Origin of the sequence: Marilutibacter chinensis (assembly GCF_021725675.1) — a bacterium.
Lineage (GTDB): Bacteria > Pseudomonadota > Gammaproteobacteria > Xanthomonadales > Xanthomonadaceae > Marilutibacter > Marilutibacter chinensis.
Genome location: NZ_JAKJPO010000007.1, coordinates 244,028 through 267,473 on the forward strand (window position 1 = coordinate 244,028; position 23,446 = coordinate 267,473).

18 protein-coding genes and 1 riboswitch are annotated in these 23,446 nt (G+C 67.4%); of the genes, 13 read left to right on the plus strand and 5 right to left on the minus strand.

The features are described from left to right. Positions 1-47: 47 nt before the first annotated feature. The 8 genes from L3V18_RS12330 to L3V18_RS12370 all read left to right on the plus strand — a co-directional run bounded on the left by L3V18_RS12330 (position 48) and on the right by L3V18_RS12370 (position 8,918). Complete coding sequence (locus L3V18_RS12330; protein WP_237055267.1) at positions 48-1,343, plus strand: NupC/NupG family nucleoside CNT transporter; 1,296 nt, start codon at positions 48-50, stop codon at positions 1,341-1,343. A gap of 10 nt (positions 1,344-1,353) precedes the next feature. After that, positions 1,354-2,355, plus strand: coding sequence for a ribokinase (locus L3V18_RS12335; protein ID WP_237055268.1), 1,002 nt, complete (start codon positions 1,354-1,356; stop codon positions 2,353-2,355). A gap of 92 nt (positions 2,356-2,447) precedes the next feature. Further along, on the plus strand, positions 2,448-2,792 hold the full coding sequence (locus L3V18_RS12340) for a YegP family protein (protein ID WP_237055270.1): 345 nt from the start codon (positions 2,448-2,450) through the stop codon (positions 2,790-2,792). Between the two features lie 229 nt (positions 2,793-3,021). Further along, positions 3,022-5,172: a TonB-dependent receptor gene (locus L3V18_RS12350; RefSeq protein ID WP_255783958.1), complete on the plus strand. Its 2,151-nt coding sequence runs from the start codon at positions 3,022-3,024 to the stop codon at positions 5,170-5,172. Between the two features lie 20 nt (positions 5,173-5,192). Further along, the gene (locus tag L3V18_RS12355; RefSeq protein ID WP_237055272.1) at positions 5,193-6,263 is read left to right on the plus strand and encodes a PepSY-associated TM helix domain-containing protein; all 1,071 of its coding nucleotides are present in this window, start codon (positions 5,193-5,195) and stop codon (positions 6,261-6,263) included. Positions 6,264-6,312: 49 nt separating this feature from the next. Continuing rightward, positions 6,313-7,326, plus strand: coding sequence for a tRNA dihydrouridine synthase DusB (dusB, locus tag L3V18_RS12360; protein ID WP_237055273.1), 1,014 nt, complete (start codon positions 6,313-6,315; stop codon positions 7,324-7,326). A 236-nt stretch (positions 7,327-7,562) separates the two neighbouring features. Continuing rightward, positions 7,563-8,396, plus strand: a complete 834-nt coding sequence (locus L3V18_RS12365) for a class I SAM-dependent methyltransferase (RefSeq protein ID WP_237055275.1) — start codon at positions 7,563-7,565, stop codon at positions 8,394-8,396. Between the two features lie 207 nt (positions 8,397-8,603). After that, positions 8,604-8,918 (plus strand): hypothetical protein, encoded by a 315-nt coding sequence (locus tag L3V18_RS12370; protein WP_237055277.1) that lies wholly within the window; start codon positions 8,604-8,606, stop codon positions 8,916-8,918. Positions 8,919-9,028: 110 nt separating this feature from the next. Here the strand turns inward: L3V18_RS12370 and L3V18_RS12375 are convergent, their stop codons facing one another. Continuing rightward, the gene (locus L3V18_RS12375; RefSeq protein WP_237055279.1) at positions 9,029-10,093 is read right to left on the minus strand and encodes a metal-dependent hydrolase; all 1,065 of its coding nucleotides are present in this window, start codon (positions 10,091-10,093) and stop codon (positions 9,029-9,031) included. A gap of 251 nt (positions 10,094-10,344) precedes the next feature. On the opposite strand from L3V18_RS12375, the gene L3V18_RS12380 reads away from it, so the two are divergent. The 3 genes from L3V18_RS12380 to L3V18_RS12390 are packed head-to-tail and all read left to right on the plus strand — an operon-like array spanning position 10,345 to position 13,349. Next, positions 10,345-11,367 (plus strand): hypothetical protein, encoded by a 1,023-nt coding sequence (locus L3V18_RS12380; RefSeq protein WP_237055281.1) that lies wholly within the window; start codon positions 10,345-10,347, stop codon positions 11,365-11,367. Continuing rightward, entirely contained in the window at positions 11,364-12,743 is a 1,380-nt protein-coding gene (locus L3V18_RS12385; RefSeq protein WP_237055283.1) for a hypothetical protein, read from the plus strand. The genes L3V18_RS12380 and L3V18_RS12385 overlap by 4 nt, the downstream gene beginning before the upstream one ends. 36 nt (positions 12,744-12,779) lie before the next feature. Beyond that, complete coding sequence (locus L3V18_RS12390) at positions 12,780-13,349, plus strand: hypothetical protein (RefSeq protein ID WP_237055285.1); 570 nt, start codon at positions 12,780-12,782, stop codon at positions 13,347-13,349. Positions 13,350-13,411: 62 nt separating this feature from the next. Here the strand turns inward: L3V18_RS12390 and L3V18_RS12395 are convergent, their stop codons facing one another. Next, a complete protein-coding gene (locus L3V18_RS12395) occupies positions 13,412-14,263 on the minus strand; it encodes a UDP-2,3-diacylglucosamine diphosphatase (RefSeq protein ID WP_237055287.1) in 852 nt (283 codons plus the stop codon). Then, on the minus strand, positions 14,260-16,041 hold the full coding sequence (olsF, locus tag L3V18_RS12400; RefSeq protein WP_237055289.1) for a bifunctional ornithine lipid synthase OlsF: 1,782 nt from the start codon (positions 16,039-16,041) through the stop codon (positions 14,260-14,262). The genes L3V18_RS12395 and olsF overlap by 4 nt, the downstream gene beginning before the upstream one ends. A 298-nt stretch (positions 16,042-16,339) precedes the next feature. Here olsF and metK point away from each other — a divergent pair, with 298 nt between their 5' ends. Next, positions 16,340-17,563 carry a methionine adenosyltransferase gene (gene metK, locus L3V18_RS12405; protein ID WP_237055291.1) on the plus strand — a complete coding sequence of 408 codons (1,224 nt, stop codon included), beginning with the start codon at positions 16,340-16,342 and terminating at the stop codon, positions 17,561-17,563. Positions 17,564-17,787: 224 nt separating this feature from the next. Here the strand turns inward: metK and L3V18_RS12410 are convergent, their stop codons facing one another. Both L3V18_RS12410 and L3V18_RS12415 read right to left on the minus strand, forming a co-directional pair. Further along, positions 17,788-18,354 (minus strand): hypothetical protein, encoded by a 567-nt coding sequence (locus tag L3V18_RS12410; protein ID WP_237055293.1) that lies wholly within the window; start codon positions 18,352-18,354, stop codon positions 17,788-17,790. A 106-nt stretch (positions 18,355-18,460) separates the two neighbouring features. Beyond that, positions 18,461-20,377, minus strand: coding sequence for a LysM peptidoglycan-binding domain-containing protein (locus L3V18_RS12415; protein ID WP_237055295.1), 1,917 nt, complete (start codon positions 20,375-20,377; stop codon positions 18,461-18,463). 170 nt (positions 20,378-20,547) lie between these two features. Continuing rightward, positions 20,548-20,652: riboswitch (S-adenosyl-L-homocysteine riboswitch) on the plus strand. A gap of 57 nt (positions 20,653-20,709) precedes the next feature. On the opposite strand from L3V18_RS12415, the gene ahcY reads away from it, so the two are divergent. Next, positions 20,710-22,152 carry an adenosylhomocysteinase gene (gene ahcY / locus L3V18_RS12420; protein WP_237055297.1) on the plus strand — a complete coding sequence of 481 codons (1,443 nt, stop codon included), beginning with the start codon at positions 20,710-20,712 and terminating at the stop codon, positions 22,150-22,152. Positions 22,153-23,446 lie beyond the last annotated feature (1,294 nt).

Below are 23,446 nucleotides of genomic sequence, written 5' to 3' on the forward strand. Positions count from 1 at the left end.
CTGCAGCCTCGTTTGGATGGGCCAAGGCGGCCGCAGGGGAGAATCGAGTGGAAATACTGACCCGGATCGGGTTCGGCCTGTTCGGCCTGGCCGTGCTGCTCGCCATTGCCTGGGTGTTCTCGAACAACCGCAAGGCGATCGACTGGCGGTTGATCGGCCTCGGCCTGGGACTGCAGCTGCTGATCGCCGGGTTCGTGCTGCTGACGCCGTGGGGCGCGAGCGTGTTCGACGCGCTGTCCAGCGGTTTCGTCAAGCTGCTGGGCTTCACGACGGAAGGCGCCCGTTTCATCTTCGGCGACTTCACCGACCCGGAGAAATTCGGTTTCGTGTTCGCGTTCCAGGTGCTGCCGACGATCATCTTCTTCGCCAGCTTCATGAGCGTGCTCTATCACCTGGGGGTGATGCAGAAGGTCGTGCAGGGCATGGCCTGGGTGATCACCAAGCTGATGCCGGTATCGGGTGCGGAGACCCTGTCGGTCTGCGCCAATGCCTTCATCGGCCAGACCGAGTCGCCGCTGGTGGTCAAGCCCTACATCTCGAAGATGACCGAGTCCGAGTTGCTGACCCTGATGGTCGGCGGGATGGCGACGATCGCCGGCGGCGTGCTCGGCGCCTACGTGATGCTGCTGGGCGGCGGCGACGCGGCGCAGCAGGCGTTCTACGCCAAGCACCTGATCACCGCCAGCATCATGGCCGCGCCGGCGACCCTGGTGATCAGCAAGATGCTGGTGCCCGAGACCGCGACCCCGTTGACCCTGGGCACGGTGCGGATGGGCGTGGAGAAGACCACCACCAACGTGATCGATGCCGCCGCCGCCGGCGCCGCCGACGGCCTCAAGCTGGCGCTGAACGTCGGCGCGATGCTGCTGGCCTTCATCGCCCTGATCGCGCTGATCAACGCTCCGCTGCAGTGGCTGGGACAGATCACCGGTCTGCAGGACTGGCTGGGCCGCCCGACCGACCTGTCGACCCTGCTCGGGTACGCGCTTTCGCCGCTGGCCTGGGCGATCGGCGTGCCGTGGCAGGACGCCACCACCATCGGCGGCCTGATCGGCACCAAGGTCGTGCTCAACGAGTTCGTCGCCTACGTGCAGTTGGGCGAGATCCTGCGCGGCAACGTCGAGGGCGTGACCCTGACCGACCAGGGCCGGCTGATCGCGACCTACGCACTGTGCGGCTTCGCCAACTTCAGCTCGATCGCGATCCAGATCGGCGGCATCGGAGGGATCGCCCCGGACCGTCGCCACGACCTGGCCCGGTTCGGGCTGCGCGCGGTGCTGGGCGGCTCGATCGCAACCCTGATGACGGCGACCATCGCCGGCGTGCTGACCCATTTCGCCTGAGATGCCGCAGATGGCGAAGGGCGTGATCGTCGTCGGCTCCTTCAATGTCGACCATGTGTGGTCGGTCGCTACGCTGCCGCGGCCCGGCGAGACCCTGGCCGGCGAGTACCGCAGCGGACCCGGAGGCAAGGGCTTCAACCAGGCGGTCGCAGCGGCGCGCTCCGGCGCGGCTGTGCGCTTCGCCTGTGCGCTGGGCGACGATGCCGGCGGCCAGCTCGCGCGCGGTCTGGCAGCGGCCGACGGCATCGAGCTGCATGCGCTGGACAGCAGCGCGCCGACCGGCACGGCCGGCATCTATGTCGACCGGGAGGGCCGCAACTCGATCGTGATCGGTCCCGGCGCCAACGCTATGCTGTCGGCCGCGCACGTTCGCGGACTGGGTAGCTGCCTGGCGGAGGCCGGGGTGGTGCTGGCCCAGCTCGAGTCGCCTGCGGAGGCGATCCGCGAGGCGTTCGCGCTCGCCCGCGACCATGGCGCCGTCACCCTGCTCAATCCCGCCCCCGCCGATGCCGAAGTGCCGCCGGAACTGTGGGCGCTGACCGATCTGGCCACGCCCAACGAAACCGAATTCTGCACGCAGCTGCAGCGACTGCGCGTTGCCGCCGATCCGGCCACCGTGGCCGGCTTGGCGGACGCGGAACTGCACGCGCTGTGCCGCCGCCTGCTACCGCATGGCACCGTCGTGGTCACCCTCGGCGCCGCCGGCTGCTTCGTCTCGCATGCGCCCGGATCCCTGCGTGGCGATCGGGCCGCCTGCTACCGCCAGCCGGCGCCGCGCGTGGATGCGATCGACACCATCGGCGCGGGCGACGCCTTCAACGGCGCGTTGGCGGCGGCGCTGGCGCTCGCTCCCGGAGCGTCTTTCGCCGGCCACGCCGCCCGGGCGGTGCATTACGCGGCGCTGTCGACCGAACGGCGCGGCGCGGCGGCCGCAATGCCACGGGCGCACGAACTCACCGGACGCTTCGGGGATTTCAGCGACAACGACCGGAGCCCCTTACCGATTCCATGACGGGGCCGTGACTCCGCACTAACAACTCCTGCCCTAGGCTCCGGGTGAAAATCTCAATTTTGAGACTTTCATCACATATTTGGAGCGCAGGCATGGCCGGTCGATTCGAGATCACGACCCGCAGCACCGGCGAGTTCCAGTTCAACCTGCTGGCGGGCAATGGCCAGGTGATCCTGAGCAGCGAGGGGTACGCCGCCAAGGCCGCATGCCGGAACGGCATCGAGTCGGTGAAGAAGCACAGCGAGCACGACGAGTTCTTCGAGCGCCTGACCGACGAGGACGGCCGCCCCTATTTCAACCTCAAGGACGCCAACGGCCAGGTGATCGGCCATGGCCAGCGCTACAGCAGCCCGACCGCCCGCAACAACGGCATCGAATCGGTGATGATCAACGCACCCAGCGCACGGGTGGTCGACAGGACCCTCGTCGAGGGCTGAAAGGCCCGGCTTCGCAGCCCACAGGCCTTGGCAGGAGCGGTGCAAGCCGCGACTTTCCCTTCCGCGGAAGCCCGGTCGTGGCTCACGCCGCTCCAACGGGTGAGGGCGAGCGTATTCCGCCGGGTTGCCGGCTTCCGCCATGCCCGGCCGGATGCAGACGCCATTCCAACGTTTAAATTGAGAATCGTTCGCACTACCATACGCAACACTTTGCGTATTGGACGTGCCGATGTACCGCCCCACCACCCTCGCCTGCGCCCTGCTGGCCGCCCTCCCGGTTTCCCATGCATGCGCCCAGGATGGCAATCACGTCAACGCCGCCGGAGGCGCCGTCGAGCTCGACCGTATCACCGTGTCGGCCAGCACCAGCCGCATCCCGGATTCGGAAGCGGCGCTGCCGAACACCATCACGGTCATCGACCAGGCCCAGCTGCAGCAGCAGCTCGCGGTCACCCGCGACCTCTCGCAGGTTCTGGCCAATCTGATTCCCTCGTTCTCGCCATCGCGGCAGAAGCTCACCAACGGCGGCGAGACCCTGCGCGGGCGCAAGCCGCTGTACCTGGTCGACGGCGTCCCGCAGTCGACACCGCTGCGCGAGGGCGGCCGCGACGGCCACACCATCGATCCGGCGATGATCGAACGCATCGAGGTCATCCACGGCGCCAACGCGCTGCAGGGCCTGGGCGCATCGGGCGGCATCATCAACATCATCACCAAGCGCGCCCCGCGCGAGGACGGAGCGGGCTTCCATGACGTCGCGATCGGCGCCAGCAGCGCGCTGCCGCACGAGCAAGACAGCACCGGCTGGCGCGCATCCTACCTGTTCGGCACCCGCAGCGGCGCGTTCGACTTCGTCGGCGGCGCCTCCTACGCCCGCGAGGGCCTGTACTACGACGGCGATGGCGACGCACTCGCGATCAATGCGGTGCAGGGCGACCTGATGGATTCGCGCGCCTACAACCTGTTCGCCAAGGGCGGCTGGGACATCGACGGCGAACGCCGACTGCAACTGACCGTCAACCGCTACCAGCTGCAGGGGGAAAACGACTACGTCGTGGTCGATGGCGATGCGATCGCCGGTATCCCTGCCACCTCCGAGCGCGGCGATCCCGAAGGCGAGGGCCCGCGCAACCGCTCGACCTCGGTAGTGCTCGACTACACCGACAAGTCGCTCGCCGGCGGCTACTTCCAGGCGCAGGCCTACTGGGTCGACTTCTCGGCGCTGTACGGCGGCAGCGACTGGGGCGACTTCTGGGGCGACGGCCGCGACCCGAACTGGTACGACCAGTCGCAGAACGTCTCCGAGAAGACCGGCGCCAAGCTCAGCTGGTCGCGTGGCGACTTCCTCGACCAGCGCCTGCGCCTGACCTTCGGTCTCGACCTGGCCCGCGACACCACCTATCAGGAACTGGTCGCCAGCGACCTGAACTGGGTGCCGGAGACGACCTACGAATCCTGGTCGCCGTTCGTGCAGGCGGAGTGGTGGCTCACCGACACGGTGATGCTGGCCGGCGGCCTGCGCCACGAGCGCGGCAAGCTGGAGGTCGACGATTTCACCACCCTGCCCGTCTATGGCAGCCAGGCCGTCGAAGGGGGCTCGCCGAAGACCAGCGAGACCCTGCCCAACGTCGGCCTGGTCTGGGAGGCCACCGGCAACCTGAAGCTGTACGCCTCGTACTCCGAAGGCTACACCGTCGCCGACATCGGCCGCGTGCTGCGCGCGATCAACGTGCCCGGCCGGCGCGTCGACAGCCTGGTCGACCTGCAGCCGGTGATCGCCGACAACCGCGAGATCGGCCTGGACTACGACGACGGCCGCTGGGTCGCGCACCTCGCCGCGTACTGGTCCGATTCCGACCTCGGCTCGCGCCTGCAGTTCGATCCGGTGAGCCAGAGCTACAACGTCGCCCGCGAGCGCACCGAGATCCGCGGTGTCGAGGGCAATATCGCGTTCCGCTTCTCCGGGAACGGCCAGGCCGGCCTGGCCTACGCGACGACGGACGCCCGCTTCGACAGCGACGGCGACGACCGCGTCGACAGCGATCTCCCCGGCATCAACGTCAGCCCGGACCGCGTCACCGCGTTCTGGACGCAGCGCTGGACTCCGGCGTTCGACACCCGCGTCCAGGTCAGCCGTTCGTTCGACCGCGATTTCGAGCACAAGGACCCGGCCGTCGTCACCTACGATTTCGACGGTTACACCACCGTCGACCTGCTCGGTCGCATCCGGCTGCCGCTGGGCACCCTCGACGTCGGCATCGAGAACCTGTTCGGCGAGCAGTACATCAGCTACTACTCGCAGACCACGACGCCACGCAACGACACCTACACCGCCGGGCGCGGCCGGGTGCTGACCGTGGGCTGGTCGCACCGGTTCTGAGGCGACCGGCCAACGTTGCGATGAGCGGCATCCATCCGGCACGTGACCTTCAACGCCGCCTGCGGGCGGCGTTGTCGTGGCTGCACCTGTGGTTCGGGCTGGTGCTGGGCAGCGTGTTCGCATTGGTCGCCCTGGCCGGCACGGTGCTGGTGTTCCATGTCGAACTGCTGCGCCTGCAGCATCCGCATCTCACCCGTCACGCGCCGGTCGCGCGTGCGCCGGTGCTGGAGCGGATCGCCGACGAATGGGGCCCGCGGGGCCTGCGCTCGCTCGACCTGCCGCGCGAGGCGCTGCCGGTCTGGCAGGGCTATTTCGCCGACGGCCACCGCGGCTATTTCTCGCCGGTCGACGGCAGCCTGCTGCTGACCCGCAGCCATCGCGACGACTGGTTGCTGTGGCTTCATGAGCTGCATGTCGAGCTGCTCGGCGGCAAGGCCGGCAAGGAAGTGCTTGGCATCGTCGGCTGGATCGCGCTGGGCCTGCTGCTCAGCGGCCTGTACCTGTGGTGGCCGAAGCGCCGCCAGTGGCGCGCGCACCTGCGCTTCCATGCCGGTCCGCCGACCCGTCGCTGGCTCAGCTGGCACCGCAGCAGCGGCGTGATCCTGCTGCCGCTGGTGCTGCTGATCACCCTGACCGGAGTCGGGATGATCTACTCCAACGGCTTCCGGGACGTGCTGACCGGATTGTTGGGCGGCGCGAACCACGCCGCCCCGGTCGCCGCTCCGACCGCGTCGCCTCCGCAGTGGCGGCATGTGCTCGCCAGCGCGGCCGTCGCGCTGCCCGGCGCCCGCGTCAATCGAGTGTCGGTGCCGGGCGACGACGGCGTGATCGCTTTCCGCGCCCGCGCCGAAGGCGAATGGCACCCGGTCGGCCGCAGCACGATCCATCTCGCCCGTGACGGCGAGGTGCTGCAGGTCGTCGATGCCACCGCCGATCCCGCCGGCACCCGCATCCACCAGGCGATCTATCCGCTGCACATCGGCGCGGTCGGCGGCGCCGCGATGCGCTGGCTCACCGCGCTGGCGGGGCTGATGCCGGCGTTCCTGCTGGTCACCGGTTTCCTGTTCTGGCGGCGCAGGCGCGGGAAATAGCTGAACGCCCTCCCCGGCCTGGCCTCCATCCGCGGCTACAATGCGCGCCATGCCGACCGAGGCCTTCCACATCGGCCCCTACCGCATCGCGCCGCGGGCGATCCTCGCGCCGATGGCCGGGGTCACCGACAAGCCGTTCCGGGTGCTGTGCAAGCGCCTGGGCGCAGGATTGTGCGTGTCGGAAATGACCACCTCCGACCCGCGCTTCTGGAACACCGCGAAGTCGCGCCACCGGATGGACCACGACGGCGAGCCGGAGCCGATCAGCGTGCAGATCGCCGGCACCGTGCCGGAGGTGATGGCCGACGCCGCGCGCTACAACGTCGACCACGGCGCACAGATCATCGACATCAACATGGGCTGCCCGGCCAAGAAGGTCTGCAACGCCTGGGCCGGCTCGGCGCTGATGCGCGACGAGGCGCTGGTCGCACGCATCCTCGACGCCGTGGTCAGGTCCGTCGAAGTTCCGGTCACGCTGAAGATCCGCACCGGCTGGGCCGCCGGCCAACGCAATGCGCTCGCGATCGCACGCATCGCCGAGGATTGCGGCATCGCCGCGCTGGCGGTGCACGGCCGCACCCGCGACCAGCAGTACACCGGAAGCGCCGAGTACGACACCATCGCCGGGGTCAAGGCGGCGCTGTCGATCCCGGTGTTCGCCAATGGCGACATCGACTCGCCGGAAAAGGCCGCGCGGGTGCTTCGGTACACCGGTTGCGACGCGGTGCTGATCGGGCGCGCCGCCCAGGGCCGGCCGTGGATATTCCGCGAGATCGCGCACTACCTCGCCACCGGCGACACGCTCGCGCCGCCGTCGCTGGCCGAAGTGCGCGACATCCTGCTCGGCCACCTGCGCGACCTGCACGGGTTCTATGGCGAGCAGTCCGGTGTGCGCATCGCACGCAAGCACCTGGGCTGGTACGCGAAGGATCGTCCCGAGAACACCTCTTTTCGCGCCGTGGCCAACCGCGCCGAGAGCGCCGAGGCGCAGTTGCGCCTGACCCGCGACTACTTCGATGCGCTGATCGCGGGCGTGCCGCCGGAGCTGCCGGTCGCGGCGTGATCCGCTCTCTCCGGGTGCTGCTTCGCCTCGCCCGGACTACGAAATGCTTTCCCTGTGAGCGCCAACAACCTTTCAGAAGTCGGTGGCCATGGCCATGTGGGACCGTATGCGGCATGGATGCCGCATCCGAGCCCCCATCGATGGGTTTACGGCGTGTCCCGTATGGCCGTGGCCACCGACTCCGCCGCAGGATTCCCGAGCCGACATAGAATGCGATGAGCCAAGCAGATTCCATCATGAGCGACACCGACACCACCTGCGACTTCCCCTACCTGCACGGCTTCTCTCCGACCGAGCAGGCACGCCTGGTCAAGCAGGCGCGACTGGCCGAATCGACGATCTTCCACGACATCGACTACGGCGGCGCGCGGCGCCTGCTCGAGGTCGGCAGCGGCGTCGGCGCACAGACCGAAATACTGCTGCGCCGCTTTCCCGATCTCCACGTCACCTGCGTCGACCTCAATGAAAGCCAGCTCGCCGCCGCGGGCGAGAATCTCGGCCGCATGCCGTGGCTGCAGGGCCGCTACGAACTGCACCGCGCCGACGCCACCGGGCTGCCGTTCGAACCGCGCAGCTTCGACGCGGCATTCCTGTGCTGGGTGCTCGAACACGTACCGACGCCGGCGCGCGTGCTCAACGAGGTACGGCGCGTGCTCGCGCCCGGCTCGCCGGTCTACATCACCGAGGTGATGAATTCCTCGTTCCTGCTCGATCCGTACTCGCCCGACACCTGGCGCTACTGGATGGCCTTCAACGACTTCCAGTACGACAGCGGCGGCGATCCGTTCGTCGGCGCCAAGCTCGGCAACCTGCTGCTGGCCGGCGGGTTCCGCGACGTCACCACCGAGGTCAAGACCTTCTATTTCGACAACCGCGAACCGGCGCGACGCAAGACCATGATCGCGTTCTGGGAAGAGCTGCTGCTGTCGGCCGCCGAACAGCTGATCGCCGCGGGCAAGGTCACCCAGGATGTGGTCGACGGCATGCGCCGCGAGATGCACCAGGTCCAGAACGATCCCAACGCGGTGTTCTTCTACGCGTTCGTGCAGGCCCGGGCGACGGTGTACTGAACACCACCGTTCGTCGACGGAACCGTTCGTCGGCAGGCACGCGCGCGTTGCGACGCCTGCGCTCGCGGCGGCGTGCCTGAAGTCATTGGTGCCTATGGCCGATGTACCCGGCCGCCGATGGGCGTCCAATGAGCCCGCCGGGACGCCCCTACCGGCAACATCCCGTTGCCGCGTCCCGGTCGGACCTGGTCCGGTCAGGAGGCCCCCATGAAAGTGCAGATCGCAACACTCGTGCTTGCCGCAGCAGCCGCACTACCCGCCTGGGCAGGCAACGACCCCATCACCGAACTCTCCGGCATCACCGGCCTCAGCGAGCGCAAGGTGCAGATGGTGCTCGGCAACCGCACCGCCTATGCCGAGTACCGCTACACCTACGACCGCAGCGTCAGACAGTTCACCCGCGCCGTTGGCGAGGAGAACTTCCGGCGCCTGCTCAACGGCGAGGAAGTCTCGCTGCGCGACGCCCAGGGGCGCGAGGTCGCCATCCGTCTCCGTCACGACGACCTGCCCTCAGCGCTGTAACCGGCATGCGCCGGCGGCGTTCGCCGGACATCGACAACGACAACAACGAGCCGGGCGTGGCCGCCGCGCCCGGTAACCGCGCCACGCGGCCGTTGGGAAGTCGCCGGGTCTCAGGTGCCTGGGGAACCGGTCGCGCTCACGCCGGCCGCCGCGGGTTCGGATGGATGCTGCTCCGGAGATCGCCAGATCCGGTCCCAGACACCCGCCAGCCGCCGGCTGGCTTCCCATGGCCATTCCAGCTGCTGCGGTGGAATCTCGCGCCATTGCGGGCCTTCGCGTTCCGCGATCGCGAAGCGGAAGCTGTAATCGGGCTCGGCGCCCATCCGCAGATCCGACAGCACCAGCTGTCCATTGCGCTGCTCGGCCTTCATGAACCCGTGGTTGAACCACGCCAACCGGCGCACGCCCGGATAGTCGGCCACCTGCATCCACGCACGAACGTCCGAGCGATAGGCCCGGAACCGCATCGGCCCGCGATCGGCCACCAACGAGCGCTCGCCCTCGACGAAACCGTCCGGCGTGATCGCGACCACCCGCCACAACAGGATATTGAACGGCATCGGGACCGAGAACCGCGGCGCATCGGCCAGCCCGAGAGAGGCCAGCGCCCGCCCGGCTTCGCGCTCGACCACCGCCTTCGCGCCCAGTGATGCGACCAGGTACAGCGAACTGAGCGAGAGACCGAGCACCAGCACGTATCGAGCCAACCTGCGCTCGCGCGCGAACCATGCGACAAGGCAGGCCAGCAGCAACCAGACCGTGTACATCGGATCGATGATGAACACGCTCGACCACATCACCGGACGCATCGGCAGCGGCCACAGCAACTGCGTGCCATAGACGGTGAACGCATCGAGCAGCGGATGCGTGCACAGCGCCAGCTGTATCGCCCAGAACCAGCGGCGCGGCGCCGCCGCCACCCGCCCCCCACGACGACGGCATCCCTCCCAGATCATCCATGCAACGAACGGGAGCACCAGCAGCGAATGGCTGATGCCACGGTGCCAGGTCATCCGCTGTATCGGATCGTCGGTCAGCAGATTGATCGGCAACACGTCGAGGTCGGGAAGCGTGCCGAGCGCGGCACCGGCCAGCAGCGCCGCGCGCCGATGCCCGGCGGGTGCGATCGCCGCCGCCACCGCCGCGCCGAGAACGATCTGGGTCAACGAATCCATCGCCATATCCTAGCAAGCGCCACGACCGTTCCGGCCCCAACGCGGGCGCGGCTGCAGCTGACTTCCATCCTGCCCGGAGGCTCACCCCGTCCACCGCTCCCGGCGGATTTGCAGGCCCTCGCACGGAAATGCCCACGTGTGGCCGAACTGGACCGGTGTCGTGCCCGGGTGTAGTTTGCGAAAAGACAAACAGGGAGCGACGCGGACGGCTCCCGCCATGGTGGACATGCCATTCGACAGGAGGTTGTGACGTGCCCCATAGGCTCCATGCATTCCTGGCCATTGTCCTGACGCTGGCTGCGCCCATGACGGCCTGCGCCCCCCCCGTACCGATGGAAGCGCCGGACGCCTCGACTGTGGATTCGACAGCTGTCGATGCCCCGCTCCCGGCAAATGAAGCCGGCGAAGCGGACTGGCTCGCGGTCGAGAAAGCAATGGGGGCGGATTGCGGAGGCGGCGCGATCACCGACCCTCCCTTGGGGGACATTGCCTGCTCCGGACAGTTGCCGGAGCATCTGGCTTGGTTCCTGCGCAATATTCCGGATGGGCACCCCTTCCTGACGGCTGCAGAACGCGAAGACGCTGCGCAGGCCCGACAGAGCTTCAAGGCCGTAAGCGGGCTGGGGCAGCGCCCGGACTTCGTGGCAGTGATACATCACTTCAGTCTTTTCTGGATTCGCTCCCTCGAAGGGCCGGATCCGGATACCACCGTATACCTCGTGTATGGCCCACAGTGCGACGCCACATGGAGCGATCCGGTTGATAAATGCTTCCCCGACGACGCCTATCTACGCGAGTTCAAGCTGTACCGCGTCCACAAGGGCGGCCGGCCGGAGGACGTGACTCGCGAGTTGACACCCCCAGCGCCGAGCCTGACCCCGGCGGAGCGTCGACGCTACGGCGTTTACCTGCATCCCGATGGCGATGCCAAAGCCACGGACGTCAAGTTGGATGTCAGCCGCCTTGCTTATGTGCCGGTTCTGCGCTGGGTCCTCCGTCCCGTGCAGGAAGGCGATTATCAGCCCCCTCCGATGCCGTCCTCCGATCCACGCGCATTCGATGACCATGACTGGGGCAGTACGAGCATTGCTCATTTCGGCTTCCTGGTCTGGACCGGTGAGCGCTTTGAGCTGCGCGAAACCGTGCCCCCCGGACTGTGGCCCTGCCGAACGGTTCGTTCCAGCGAGCACGCCTGCGGAGCTCGCTACGACAGCCATGCCGACCGCTATCTCGACCACAGAGAGTCCACGGAACCCAAGAGGAAAGGACCATGACCAATCCGCACCCCGCCACCCCGACGGATATCGACATCCGCGCCGCTGCGGACCGGGTGATAGCGCAGTTGCAACAGGGGCAGCACGCGGAAGCATTGCGGCTGCTCGAACGCGAGCGGGCAGAGGAGCGATCGGTGGTGCAAGAGGCGCTGGATCGCTATGTGGCGGTTGGGGCACAGACCGAACTCGACGAACTTCGTGGCTCCGGCGCGTTGCAGGCCTCACCGGAACTGGCATCCACACTCGAACGCCTGCAGCTAGCCGCGCAACCGCCCCGGATGCCGGACTACAACGGCCGAGATGCCGACGCGCCCAACGAATTGGTCGATCTGACCGATGCACAGAAGTACGACATCTACGCCAGCATCGTAGAGACACGCGGCAACCAAGCCGCCCGCGATGCGCTGCGCGACGAAGAGAGCGTGTTGCTCGGACTTCGGAGGGAAACTTCCACTGTGGCCTCGATGGACGATCTCGGCCAGCGCGGCACTGGTGTGTACGACGACCATATCGTGGTGTTGCGGAGAGATGCCAGCGGCGAGCGCCACTGGTTCATCGCTGATCGCGCCAGCACAGAACCGACTGCGCAGTACGATGAACGCGCAAGACCAGGCCCCGATCGTGAGAACACACCCTACTCGGATGTTGCATGGCGGCGACCGCAAGGCGAGGATGTCAATGGAGACGGCACTCGTGACCTAGGCCGGATGGCTGAGGGGACCATAGAGATGCTGCGCACAACGCATCCAGCCAGGGGAAATCCGAGAGACTTTTCCCTGCGCCCAACACCGGAACAGGTAACGGCTCCTCGCAATGCCGACTTGGTACAACGCGATACCAATGCTGATGGCTGGTTCACCCAGAACGATGTCAATGGCGTGCAGGCTCTGAACGATTCTTTCAAGGTCCACAGCGGCTCGCGGAACAACACCGACTCTGCCGGCTGCCAGACCATCCACCCCGAGGATTACGATCAATTCATTGAAGCCGTTCGCGCCAACCCCCAGCAAACCCGTTGGCAATACGTGCTCACCTCGACGGAGGGCGGCATTTTCCACAACGTGGAGCAGGGCCAGGAACAGGACCAGCCACAGCGGCCGGGTCCGAATCCGGAAAGAAACAGCCCGGCGGAAGACCGCCAGGGCATGCTCCAACCAGGCCCGTTCAACGATCCGGTCGCCGACCGCTACTTCGCCGCGGTGATGGCCGGCGACAGCGACCTTGCCGACCGGATCGCGATCGAGTTCGCACGGTCGCCCGAAGGGCAGCAGTTTGCACGGATGGGAGACGAGTTGCTGGCGCAGCAGCAGGCGCTGGAACAACGGCAGTTGGAGGAGCGACAGAGGGCCCATCAGGCGCCGGCCATGCAGATATGACCCGCGTACGCGTCACAGGAACAAGGGAGTATCACCATGGATAGTGACAATCGGAGAGCAAACCCCACGATGACGCCGGATGCGGTGAAGGCGCTGATGATGTTGCGCTCGGAGATGACCCAGCGCGAGGCACGCATGAGCGCGTCCTTCAACGAACAGATGCAGTCGCTCCGCGAGGAGGTGGGCCGGTTCCGCAGCGACATCGCGGGCATCGTCGGCGGCGCCGGCACACAGATCGCAAAAGAGGCGAAGGATGCAGTTTCCCCCGTCGCCACAGAGTACGGCCGCGCCGTCTCGGCCACCTCCGCGCATCTGCGGGGAGCCAGCAGGACCGTGTGGCTGTGGTACGGCGCAGCAGGATCGATCCTGCTGCTGGTGCTGCTCGTCGCCTGGGCGGTGCTCGGCCACTACCGTGGCGAACTTGCTGCCGTCCAGGACGAGTTGCGGCGCTACGAGAACGCCGTTCCCGTCGTCCAGGCCTTCTACGCCTCCGACGCCATCCTCTGCGATGGTCTCATCTGCGCGAACGCCGATCCCGATGCGAAGCCCCAGGGAGACCGGCGCCAGTATCGCAGGGCGAAACCTCGATCGCAGCCGACCCGCTAGAGGCTTGCTCGGCTCACCATCGGGATCGGTCAATGGACGACGCGAACCGCTCGCTCCGGCTGCTACGCGGCAGCCGGCAGAGAACCCTCCGGAGCGGTCCACCGCGCCCGCGCCGGCAGCAGCGCCAGCGTTTCCCCGCGATGCGACAGCAGACGCAGGGTTCCGTCCGGATCCTCGGCGAGCGCGGTCAGGCTCTCGACCCAGTCGCCATCGTTGGCATAGATGAGGCCATCGCGCTCGAACAGCGCGGCACGGTGTATGTGGCCACAGACGATGCCGTCCAGGCCACGGCGATCGGCGTCGTCGAGCCCGGCCTGGACGAAGCGGCCGATATAGCGCTCGGCCGCTCCGCTCTGCCGCTTGAGGAACTCGGACAACGACCAGTAGCGCATCCCGAGCGCACGGCGTATGTGATTGAACAGCTGATTGCCGCTGAGTATCCGGTAGTAGAGCCAGTCGCCGAACTTCTCCTGCAGGCTTCCGAAATGCGTCGCCGCATCGTAGTCGTCGCCGTGGGTGACCAGCAGACGGCGGCCGTCTGCAGTGGCATGGATGGTGCGGCGGCGCACCTGCATGCGCGGCAGCGCCAGCCCGCAGAAGCGGCGGATCGGGCGATCGTGGTTGCCGGGCACGTAGATCAGTTCGGTGCCGGCGCGGCGCAGTGCGTGCAGCGCTTCGACCACCCGGTTGTGCGCATTGCCCCAGCGCGCGCGGCGCTGCGCCATCCACCACAGGTCGACGATGTCGCCGACCAAGTACAGGCGATCGCAGCGCTGCGCCTGCAGGAAGTCCGCCAGCTCCGAGGCATGGCAGTGCTTCGAACCAAGATGGACGTCGGAGATGAAGACGGCGCGTCGCCTCGGGGGCAACTGCGTCACGGTGGTCGTCGTCGAAACAGTTGCCGGAGTGCTCATGCGCAGGCTCCCTCGTCTTGCGGATGATCCGTTGCCGGAGTTCGTGCTTCGCCGGAACCGTGGGTTCCGAGGTATCGCGCCCGTTTCTTCGGCCGCAGCATCTGCAGGTCGACCTCGATCAGGCCGTCGACCGAATCGCTGAAGTCCGGGTCCACGCCGAACGCCAGGAAGCGCGCGCCGCCCGGCTCGCACAGATCGGTGTACTGTTTGTAGAGCATCGGCAGCGCCGCGCCGAGCGCCTCGAGGTTGTCGCGCAGCACCCGGAACGCGGTCGCTGCATCGAGCGCCGGATCGAAGTCGGGCGGCGCGGCGCGGTAGGCGAACGGGCGGTTCGACACGGCCTGGCCGGTCTCGCCTCCGTGGCAGCGGGTGCCGTAGTAGTGCGCGTAGTAGGCGACGATCTGCTCGCGCGCCTCGACCGGCAGCGCGGCACTGATCGAAACCGGACCATACAGGTAGCGTACGCCGGGATGGTGGGCGAGATAGGCGCCGATTCCCTGCCACAGATAGTCGATGCTGCGGCTGCCCCAGTACTCGGGCGTCACGAAGCTGCGCCCCAGCTCCATCCCCTCGAGCAGCCGCGGCACGGTCTCGTCGGCATACCTGAACAGCGAAGCGGTGTAGAGGCCGGCCAGCCCCCGCACCGGCAGCACGTCGGCACCGCGCGCGATCCGGTAGGCGCCGGCGATCCTCTTCGCCGTCGCATCCCACAGCACGATGTGCTCGTACCAGCCGTCGTATTCGTCGACATCGAGGCGACGACCGGTTCCCTCGCCGACGGCGCGGAACGTCAGCTCGCGCAGACGGCCGATCTCCCGCAGAAGCGGTGCGCCGGTCGCGAGCCGGCCGACGCGGATCTCCTTGCCGTCGCCGGTCAGGCCGAGCAGGCGTAGCGCGGCCACACCGGCCGCGACATTCGCCGGAGCCACGGGACGGATCAGCGGCACCGCACCATCCGCAGGCAATGCGCTGGCCGATTCGCGCCGGGTACCGATCGCGTGCAGCTCGCGCCGTACCTGTCGCAGCAGCACCTGCGGATCGACATCGTCCGGCAGGTGGAGCGGGCGGCCGACGCGCAGCACCACCCGTCGCGCGCGGCGGGCGAACATCTCGCGCGCCAGCAGCGCGGTGCCGACCGGTTTGAACAAGGCCGACGCACCATAGAAGAATGCCGAGTTGCGCGCCTCGACCCGGATCGGCAAAACCGACGCGCCGCTCGCCCGCGCGAAGCGCAGGAAGCCGCGCCGCCAGCGTCCGTCGGTCACGCCGCGCAGCCCAAGCCGCGCGACCTCACCGGCCGGGAACACGATCACGCACTGCTCGGCTTCCAGCGCGGCATCGATCGCATGCAGGCTCTCCGCACTCGGCCGTCCACCGAGGATACGCACCGGCAACAGCAGTTCTCCGAGGCCGTCGATCACCGACAACAGGTCGTTGGCGACGATCCGCACGTCCTTGCGCACGCTGCCGACCAGGTCGAGCAGCGCCAGCGCGTCGAGGGCGCCGGACGGATGGTTGGCCACGACCAGCAGCCGGCCGCTGGCCGGTATGCGCGCGCGCTCGTCCGGATCCGCGTCGTAGCGCGTGCCCAGGTAGTCCAGGGCTGCGGACACGAAGCCGAAACCCTGCAGGTGGGCGTTGGCTTCGAGGAACCGGTCGACCTCGTCCAGCCGCGACCAGCGACCGAGGGTGCGCAGCAGGGGACGGGAGAGTCGGGCACGACGCCCGTTGAACCAGTGCGGGAAACGTTGTTGCAGGCGCTGTTCGATCTTGCCCATGCGTCGGCGCGTTGGCGGCGGCAGCCCGTGACTGTCGGCGCGCAGATTGCAGCCGCGCCGCGACAGCCACATGTCGACGGGAAGACAGTGCCGTGACAGCGGGGGCCGGACGCAGGGCGGCAGCCACACCGCGCCCGCCGGTCGCCCGTTCCCGCCTTCCCGCCGAGGATCCTCGCCGCCCTTAACCCCCGGCAACTTCCCGAAAGGGCACAATGCACCCCGGCCGGCTCTTCTGTATGATGCGCGGCCATCGTTTCATCCGAATCGAAGGATGGATACCCTTTTCTTGGAGCCATCGATGTCCAGCTACCTGTTCACCTCCGAATCCGTGTCCGAGGGCCATCCGGACAAGATCGCCGACCAGATCTCCGATGCCGTCCTCGACGCGATCCTGGCGCAGGACAAGCGCGCGCGCGTCGCCTGCGAGACGCTGGTGAAGACCGGTGCGGCGATCGTCGCCGGCGAGGTCACCACCACCGCGTGGGTGGACATCGAGGACCTGACCCGCCGGGTCATCAACAAGATCGGCTACGACAACTCCAGCGTCGGCTTCGACGGCCACACCTGCGCGATCATCAACATGCTCGGCAAGCAGTCGCCGGACATCGCCGCGGGCGTCGACGGCACCCGCAAGAAGGCCAAGAAGCCGGAAGAACAGGGCGCCGGCGACCAGGGCCTGATGTTCGGCTACGCCTGCAACGAGGCGCCGGAGTTCATGCCTGCGCCCATCTACTACAGCCACCGGCTGGTCGAGCAGCAGGCGAAGGTGCGCAAGAACGGCAAGCTGCCGTGGCTGCGCCCGGATGCCAAGAGCCAGGTCACCCTGCGCTACGACAACAACGAGATCGTCGGCCTCGACGCGGTGGTGCTGTCGACCCAGCACGACCCGGGCGTCAAGCAGAAGGACCTGGTCGAGGCGGTGCGCGAGCACATCCTCAAGCCGGTGCTGCCGAAGAAGTGGTTCGAGTCGCTGCCGAAGAACAAGGTGCACATCAACCCGACCGGCATCTTCGTGATCGGCGGTCCGGTCGGCGACTGCGGCCTGACCGGTCGCAAGATCATCGTCGACACCTACGGCGGCATGGCCCGCCACGGCGGCGGCGCGTTCTCCGGCAAGGATCCGTCCAAGGTCGATCGTTCCGCCGCCTATGCCGCGCGCTACGTCGCCAAGAACGTCGTCGCCGCCGGTCTGGCCGACAAGTGCGAAGTGCAGGTCAGCTACGCGATCGGCGTCGCCGAGCCGACCTCGATCTCGGTCACCACCTTCGGCACCGGCCACATCAGCGACGACAAGATCGAGAAGCTGATCCGCAAGCACTTCGACCTGCGCCCGTACGGCATCGTCAAGATGCTCGACCTGATCCACCCGATCTACCAGCAGACCGCGGCCTATGGCCACTTCGGCCGCAAGCCCAGGGAAGTCAGCTACCTCGACAGCGCCGGCAACAAGCACACCGCGACCGCGTTCTCGTGGGAGAAGACCGACAAGGCCGAAGAGCTGCGCAAGGCCGCCAAACTGTAATCCGGCGCCTGCCGCATCCCTTACGACGGGCCGCCTTCGAGCGGCCCGTCGTCGTTCCGGGCCGGCCGGGATCCCGGAGCCCGGCATCGGCTGGACCTGTCACGACGCCGCGCCGGTACGGCCTGGCGCCCCGGCCACGATCCTCCATACCGGCGACCAGGCCCGGCTGCAGCGCGCGGCCCGGCCGGCTTGCCGTGGCGTCGCCAACGGCTCCCGGACTCCCGTCAGCGACGGGGCGCGACCAGGCGGTACTCGCCGTCTCCGCCCGCGGCGTCCGGCTCCAGGCGCGCGCACAGCCGGCCATCGTGGCAGAGAACGACGTCAGCCCGGTTGTACGCGCGCAACAGCTCGATCTCGACCTGGTTGCGCGATGCCTCGCGCTGCATGTACCACAGCCCACCGGCGCCGACGGCGAGCGCCAGCAACAGAATCAGCCCCACCGCGGTGGCGACCATCAACAGGCGCTTCTCCAGCGTCGCCGCGTGCCTGGCCAGCTGCGCGAAGCCCTGCCCCGCCGCCTCGACCTGCTGGCGGCTGTCGCCGGCCGCACGCTGGAGCTCGCCGAGCGAACTGCCGATCCCGCCCCGGACCGCCTGTGCGACCTCGCCGGACACGCGGCCGAGCGCTTCGTCGGCAGCCTTGCGGATCTGCTGCGGCGCCTCTTCGACCACGTGCTGCAGGCGAGCGGCGTTGTCGCGATTGGCACGTCCGGCCTCCTCGCTCTGGCGCTTGAACACGTCCAGCAGCTCGGCGGCACGGACCACGGTTTCCTTCAGGTTCTCAGCATTCACACATCATTCTCCGTGCCGGCGAGGGTGGGTTGGAGCGCGACGCACCCGAAACCGCGCGGACGATCGATCCGCACCGTCCGCGCGGCGACCGACGCGTCCCTCGACCTCACCGCGCCATCGCTTCCTGCCTGCCCTGTTCCTGCTCGGCAGCCTGTCGTAGTTGTGCGTCCACCTGCAGCTCGGCTTCTTCACGCAATCCCCGGGCATGGTCGGACGCACCGACATCGCGGATCGCGATGTCGAGCGCCGGTTCTCCGCGATCCAGGGCCGCGGAGAGGTGATCGAACATCCGCGCGGTGTCCGCGTCGCGGGGCAAAGTACCCAGTTCGGGTGCCGGCATGGGCCGCTGCCACTGCGTCCCGCTCAGGACCTCGCCCTGCTCCGAACGCACGGTCGCGTCGATGCGGTCGAACCCGTCACGGGACGGGTCTCCCATCGAGTAGCGGTACAGGTTCTCCGAGAACGCATACGGTTCGCTACCGATGCGCCGCGCCATCGCGATCGCGAACTCCATGTTTTCGACCGGCTGCCCGGACGCTTCGCGCTGCTCGATCCAGCTGCGGTCCTGTTCCGACGTCGCCTGCACCTGCGCCATCAACGCACGCATCTGCGTCTCGTTGAATTCGATGACGACCTTGTCGCCCGGCTGGACCGGTCCGTTGCTGGCGCCTGGATCGCCGGCGATCGCGACGTTCAGCATCCCGGACATCGCCCGCTCCTCGGCCGCCTCGTCGCGGCCGAGGAAGCTCTCCACCCAGCCGGCCTCGGGGCGGTCGGTGTCGACGGTGAAACGATAGGCGCGCATCCCGGCCAGTTCGTTGCCGTCGGCATCGAAGCGCTGCACCACCTGCAGCGGCACGTTGCCCGAATACTGCAGGTCGGACGTGCGGGCATAGGAGCCGTCGGGGTAGGTGGTGGTGACGAACTGCCCGGTGTTCGCCGGGCCGGCCAGGTCGGCCTGCAGGCGCAGCTCTTCCGGTCCCAGCCCCAGCTTCATCCGGGTCTGCGAGTTGAAGTCGGTGCGCTGGATCGTCGCGACCTCGCTGACGCCGGGCGTCTGGTGCGCGACCTCGCCGGAACCGACGAAGTGCGCGAATGCCGCCTGGCCATCGGGCGAGGACAGGTCGAAGCGTGCGGTCTGCAGCGTCGAGGTGCCGAGCGCATCCTGGCGGCCGAGCATCGCCGTCGCGACATCGGTCTTCACGCCGACCGCGTTGAACGCTTCCACCGCCTCGTTCGGCCCCATCACCACCCGCACCGAATCGCCGTCGCGGGTGATCGAGTAGCTGACGCCCTCGGCCTCCCTGAGCTGGCTGCTGATCGCGATCTGCCTGAACGACGCCTCAAGCGCGGTACCGGCGAAGTCCTGCCGGTTCAGCGTGACGGTCGCCCCGTCGGGAATCGTCGTCGGATCGAACGGGTCGATGCGCGCGGCCGCGGACGGATCGCGGTCCTCGCCGGGCAGGGTCACCTCGTACTTCACCCGGCTGCCGGCACTGAGCACGCTCTCGGCGGAGACCTGTCCGGCATCCGCAGCATGCTTGACCGATGCGGCGACGACCTCCTGCGACAGGCTCACCACCGTATTGCCGTCGACGTTGCGCACGCCGCTCTCGAGGCTGCCGCCGGCGCCCGCCTCGATCCGCACGCCACCCAGCTGCGGCAGCGGCACCGAACCCTGCACCGAGCCCTTCACGCTGCCGTCGCCCGGATTCCACTCCAGCCCGCGCTCGACGCCGTCGACCTGGCTGGACACGCCGAAAGTACTGCCGGAGGCGCCGGCGGCGGGATTGAAACCCTGCTCGCGGGCGCCGGCGGTCACGCTCATCGGCGCCGGCGGAATCACCAGTTCCTGCCCCGCCGTCAGCCGCCGCACCGAGAGCTCGTGCTCCGGGTTCGCGGCATTCAGCATCTGGATGGTGACGCCGTAGCGCTCGGCGATGTCGGCCAGCGCATCGTCCTCGCGGACGGTGTAGGTCTGGGCCTGGTTCGCCCGGTCGAGCGCGTCGTTGCTTCGCTCCATGAAAATCCCCTTCATTCCCTAGTGGTGTGATCGCGCGGTGTCCTGCGGTGAACCGCCGGAGCACGGTTGCGATTCGGGATTGTAGCAATCACCGGCCTCGCGCACGCCAGCGATCGACGATCGGCGGTCGCCGTCGTGCGACGCGAAAGGCGCTAGAATTGCCGTTCGCCCCCGCCGAGGGGCGCTGCGACCGATTCCCGCATGCGCATTGCCGCGCCACGCGGGGACGGCCAGGCTCGGCGAGGTGGCCCATGCAACAACGGCGCCCGGTCTGCGAACCCACGTCCCGTGCCGCTTTCCCGGCCCGCGGACACACAGAACCGGAGTCAGATATGAACGCTGTACCGAAGACCTTTTCCCAGGGTGGCGACTACAAGGTCGCCGACATCTCGCTGGCCGACTGGGGCCGCAAGGAAATCGACATCGCCGAGCACGAGATGCCGGGCCTGATGTCGATCCGCCGCAAGTACGCACCCGAGGCGCCGCTCGAGGGCGTGCGGGTGACCGGCTCGCTGCACATGACGATCCAGACCGCGGTGCTGATCGAGACGCTGAAGGACATCGGCGGCGACGTGCGCTGGGCCTCGTGCAACATCTTCAGCACCCAGGACCACGCCGCCGCCGCGATCGCCGCCACCGGTACCCCGGTGTTCGCGTGGAAGGGCGAGACCCTCGAGGAATACTGGGACTGCACCCTGTCGGCGCTGAGCTTCCCCGACGGCAAGGGCGGTTTCCTCGGCCCGCAGCTGGTGGTCGACGACGGCGGCGACGTCACCCTGCTGATCCACAAGGGTTACGAGCTCGAGAACGGCAGCGACTGGGTGAACACCTCGTCCGGCAACCACGAGGAGCAGGTGATCAAGGACCTGCTCAAGCGCGTGCACGCCGAGCGTCCGGGCTTCTGGCACACCGTGGTCGAAGGCTGGAAGGGCGTCTCCGAGGAGACCACCACCGGCGTCCACCGCCTCTACCAGCTCGCCCAGGACGGCAAGCTGCTGGTGCCGGCGATCAACGTCAACGACTCGGTCACCAAGAGCAAGTTCGACAACCTGTACGGCTGCCGTGAGTCGCTGGCCGACGGCCTCAAGCGCGCGATGGACGTGATGCTGGCCGGCAAGGTCGCGGTGGTCTGCGGCTACGGCGACGTCGGCAAGGGCTCGGCGCATTCGCTGCGTGCCTACGGCGCCCGCGTGATCGTCACCGAGATCGATCCGATCTGCGCGCTGCAGGCGGCGATGGAGGGCTTCGAGGTCAAGACCGTCGAGGACACCCTCGGCGTCGGCGACATCTACGTCACCACCACCGGCAACAAGGACATCATCCGTCTGGAGCACATGCAGGCGATGAAGGACCAGGCGATCGTCTGCAACATCGGCCACTTCGACAACGAGATCCAGGTCGACGCGCTGTACGCCTCCGGCGCGGTGAAGACCAACATCAAGCCACAGGTCGACAAGTTCACCTTCGACGGCGGCAACAGCATCTTCCTGCTGGCCGAAGGCCGTCTCGTGAACCTCGGCTGCGCCACCGGCCACCCGAGCTTCGTGATGAGCAACTCGTTCTCGAACCAGACCCTCGCCCAGATCGACCTGTGGGCGAACAAGGACAGGTACGAGAACAAGGTCTACCTGCTGCCGAAGAAGCTCGACGAAGAGGTCGCTCGCCTGCACCTGGAGAAGATCGGCGTCAAGCTGACCAGGCTCAGCCAGGAACAGGCCGACTACCTCGGCGTGCCGGTCGACGGCCCGTTCAAGCCGGAGCACTACCGCTACTGAGTGGGCATGCTCCCAAAGCTGGACACGGAACGGGCGCCGCAAGGCGCCCGTTCTGTTTCGGGGACCGGCCGCTGCTGCCGGCGCCGCGGTCCATCGCCGCGGCACCTAGTGAAGCCGCGCTGGCCGGGCACCTGCGGCTGTATCGAGACCGGACCGCTCATCGGCTTTGCCAGACAATCGATATCACCCCATTTCCGGGGCCCATCGGGTTATCACCCCACATTCGCAGCAATCTCCGCCCATACCACCCGCAAGTGCGCCCCGGGCCCAGCGCAAGGCGTTGTTTTCAATGAGATGAGAGCAGTTGACGACCGCCAACGGCCTGGCTGACTATTCGATATCACCCCATTTCCGGGGTCTACTTGGTGTTAGGCAGCAGACTAAAGAATGCCGCACTTCAAAGTTATCCTTTCAGGCCGCGGAATTGATTGCGCAGTCGGCGACGACCGGGCTGTTGGCTTCTTCACAACGAGACTAGTCAAAGCCCCTGATTTGGCTGAGGCTGAGTCGGTGGCAAAGGAGCTTGTTCTTTCTGAGTGGCGTCCTGGCGGCGAGTACTCGACTAGCAATCGCGGCCCAGTCCCCGTCCTCGTCGTTGAGGAATCATTCCCTCTTGGGCTCCTGGCAGGCATTTTTAGCCGCAGGCCAAGTGGCTACTCCTTCTATCGCCATGAGGACTAGACTGCTGCCTAACAATTCATTCAAGCCGACGCCGCTTCGCGGCGCGGCTTAATTCAAGCGTTAGGCCCATGAATGTCGTCTTTCGCATCTGCTGGGGAATTGCGCTTCTTCTTCAACTCGCGCTTGTTGCCCTGCTCCTTTTCTCCTCGCTGTGGTTCGCCACTTCGCCACCTTGGCTCATAGTCTTGGCGCGCCTAGCCGCCGCCATCCCCTTGACCGGCCTCATTGTGAACCGGCCACTTCTCCATTGAGCCGTTTGGGTCTCGCTGCTTTTTGCTGCGCTTGCTCTGACTGCTGTCGGGGTAGTGGCGTCAGGGGACGTTGGCCTGAGCGGATTGAGCCAACAGGCGCTCGCGCCCAGAATATTCTTTGGCGCCGTACAGGTGATTTGTTTGTTGGGTTCATTCGTATACGCCGCATCCAGCTCCCGCTGGCATGGGCCTAACAATTCATTCAAGCCGAAGCCGCTTCGCGGCTCGGCTTAATTCAGCAACTGTCTTGTGAGCCCAGCTGTCAGGCAGTTAAGGCCCCTTCCGCACGCAGCTCGTCACGCCGTCTGGCATTGACGATGCCCAGCAGCTTGCGCATGCAGGCGACCAGCGCGACCTTGCCC

Bases quoted from the DNA above. Each gene is read 5' to 3' on its own strand.
- L3V18_RS12335 (WP_237055268.1), top strand. From the start codon at position 1,354: ATGGCGAAGGGCGTGATCGTCGTCGGCTCCTTCAATGTCGACCATGTG.
- L3V18_RS12340 (WP_237055270.1), top strand. From the start codon at position 2,448: ATGGCCGGTCGATTCGAGATCACGACCCGCAGCACCGGCGAGTTCCAG.
- L3V18_RS12350 (WP_255783958.1), top strand. From the start codon at position 3,022: ATGTACCGCCCCACCACCCTCGCCTGCGCCCTGCTGGCCGCCCTCCCG.
- L3V18_RS12355 (WP_237055272.1), top strand. From the start codon at position 5,193: ATGAGCGGCATCCATCCGGCACGTGACCTTCAACGCCGCCTGCGGGCG.
- dusB (WP_237055273.1), top strand. From the start codon at position 6,313: ATGCCGACCGAGGCCTTCCACATCGGCCCCTACCGCATCGCGCCGCGG.
- L3V18_RS12365 (WP_237055275.1), top strand. From the start codon at position 7,563: ATGAGCGACACCGACACCACCTGCGACTTCCCCTACCTGCACGGCTTC.
- L3V18_RS12370 (WP_237055277.1), top strand. From the start codon at position 8,604: ATGAAAGTGCAGATCGCAACACTCGTGCTTGCCGCAGCAGCCGCACTA.
- L3V18_RS12375 (WP_237055279.1), bottom strand. From the start codon at position 10,093: ATGGATTCGTTGACCCAGATCGTTCTCGGCGCGGCGGTGGCGGCGGCG.
- L3V18_RS12385 (WP_237055283.1), top strand. From the start codon at position 11,364: ATGACCAATCCGCACCCCGCCACCCCGACGGATATCGACATCCGCGCC.
- L3V18_RS12390 (WP_237055285.1), top strand. From the start codon at position 12,780: ATGGATAGTGACAATCGGAGAGCAAACCCCACGATGACGCCGGATGCG.
- L3V18_RS12395 (WP_237055287.1), bottom strand. From the start codon at position 14,263: ATGAGCACTCCGGCAACTGTTTCGACGACGACCACCGTGACGCAGTTG.
- olsF (WP_237055289.1), bottom strand. From the start codon at position 16,041: ATGGGCAAGATCGAACAGCGCCTGCAACAACGTTTCCCGCACTGGTTC.
- metK (WP_237055291.1), top strand. From the start codon at position 16,340: ATGTCCAGCTACCTGTTCACCTCCGAATCCGTGTCCGAGGGCCATCCG.
- L3V18_RS12415 (WP_237055295.1), bottom strand. From the start codon at position 20,377: ATGGAGCGAAGCAACGACGCGCTCGACCGGGCGAACCAGGCCCAGACC.
- ahcY (WP_237055297.1), top strand. From the start codon at position 20,710: ATGAACGCTGTACCGAAGACCTTTTCCCAGGGTGGCGACTACAAGGTC.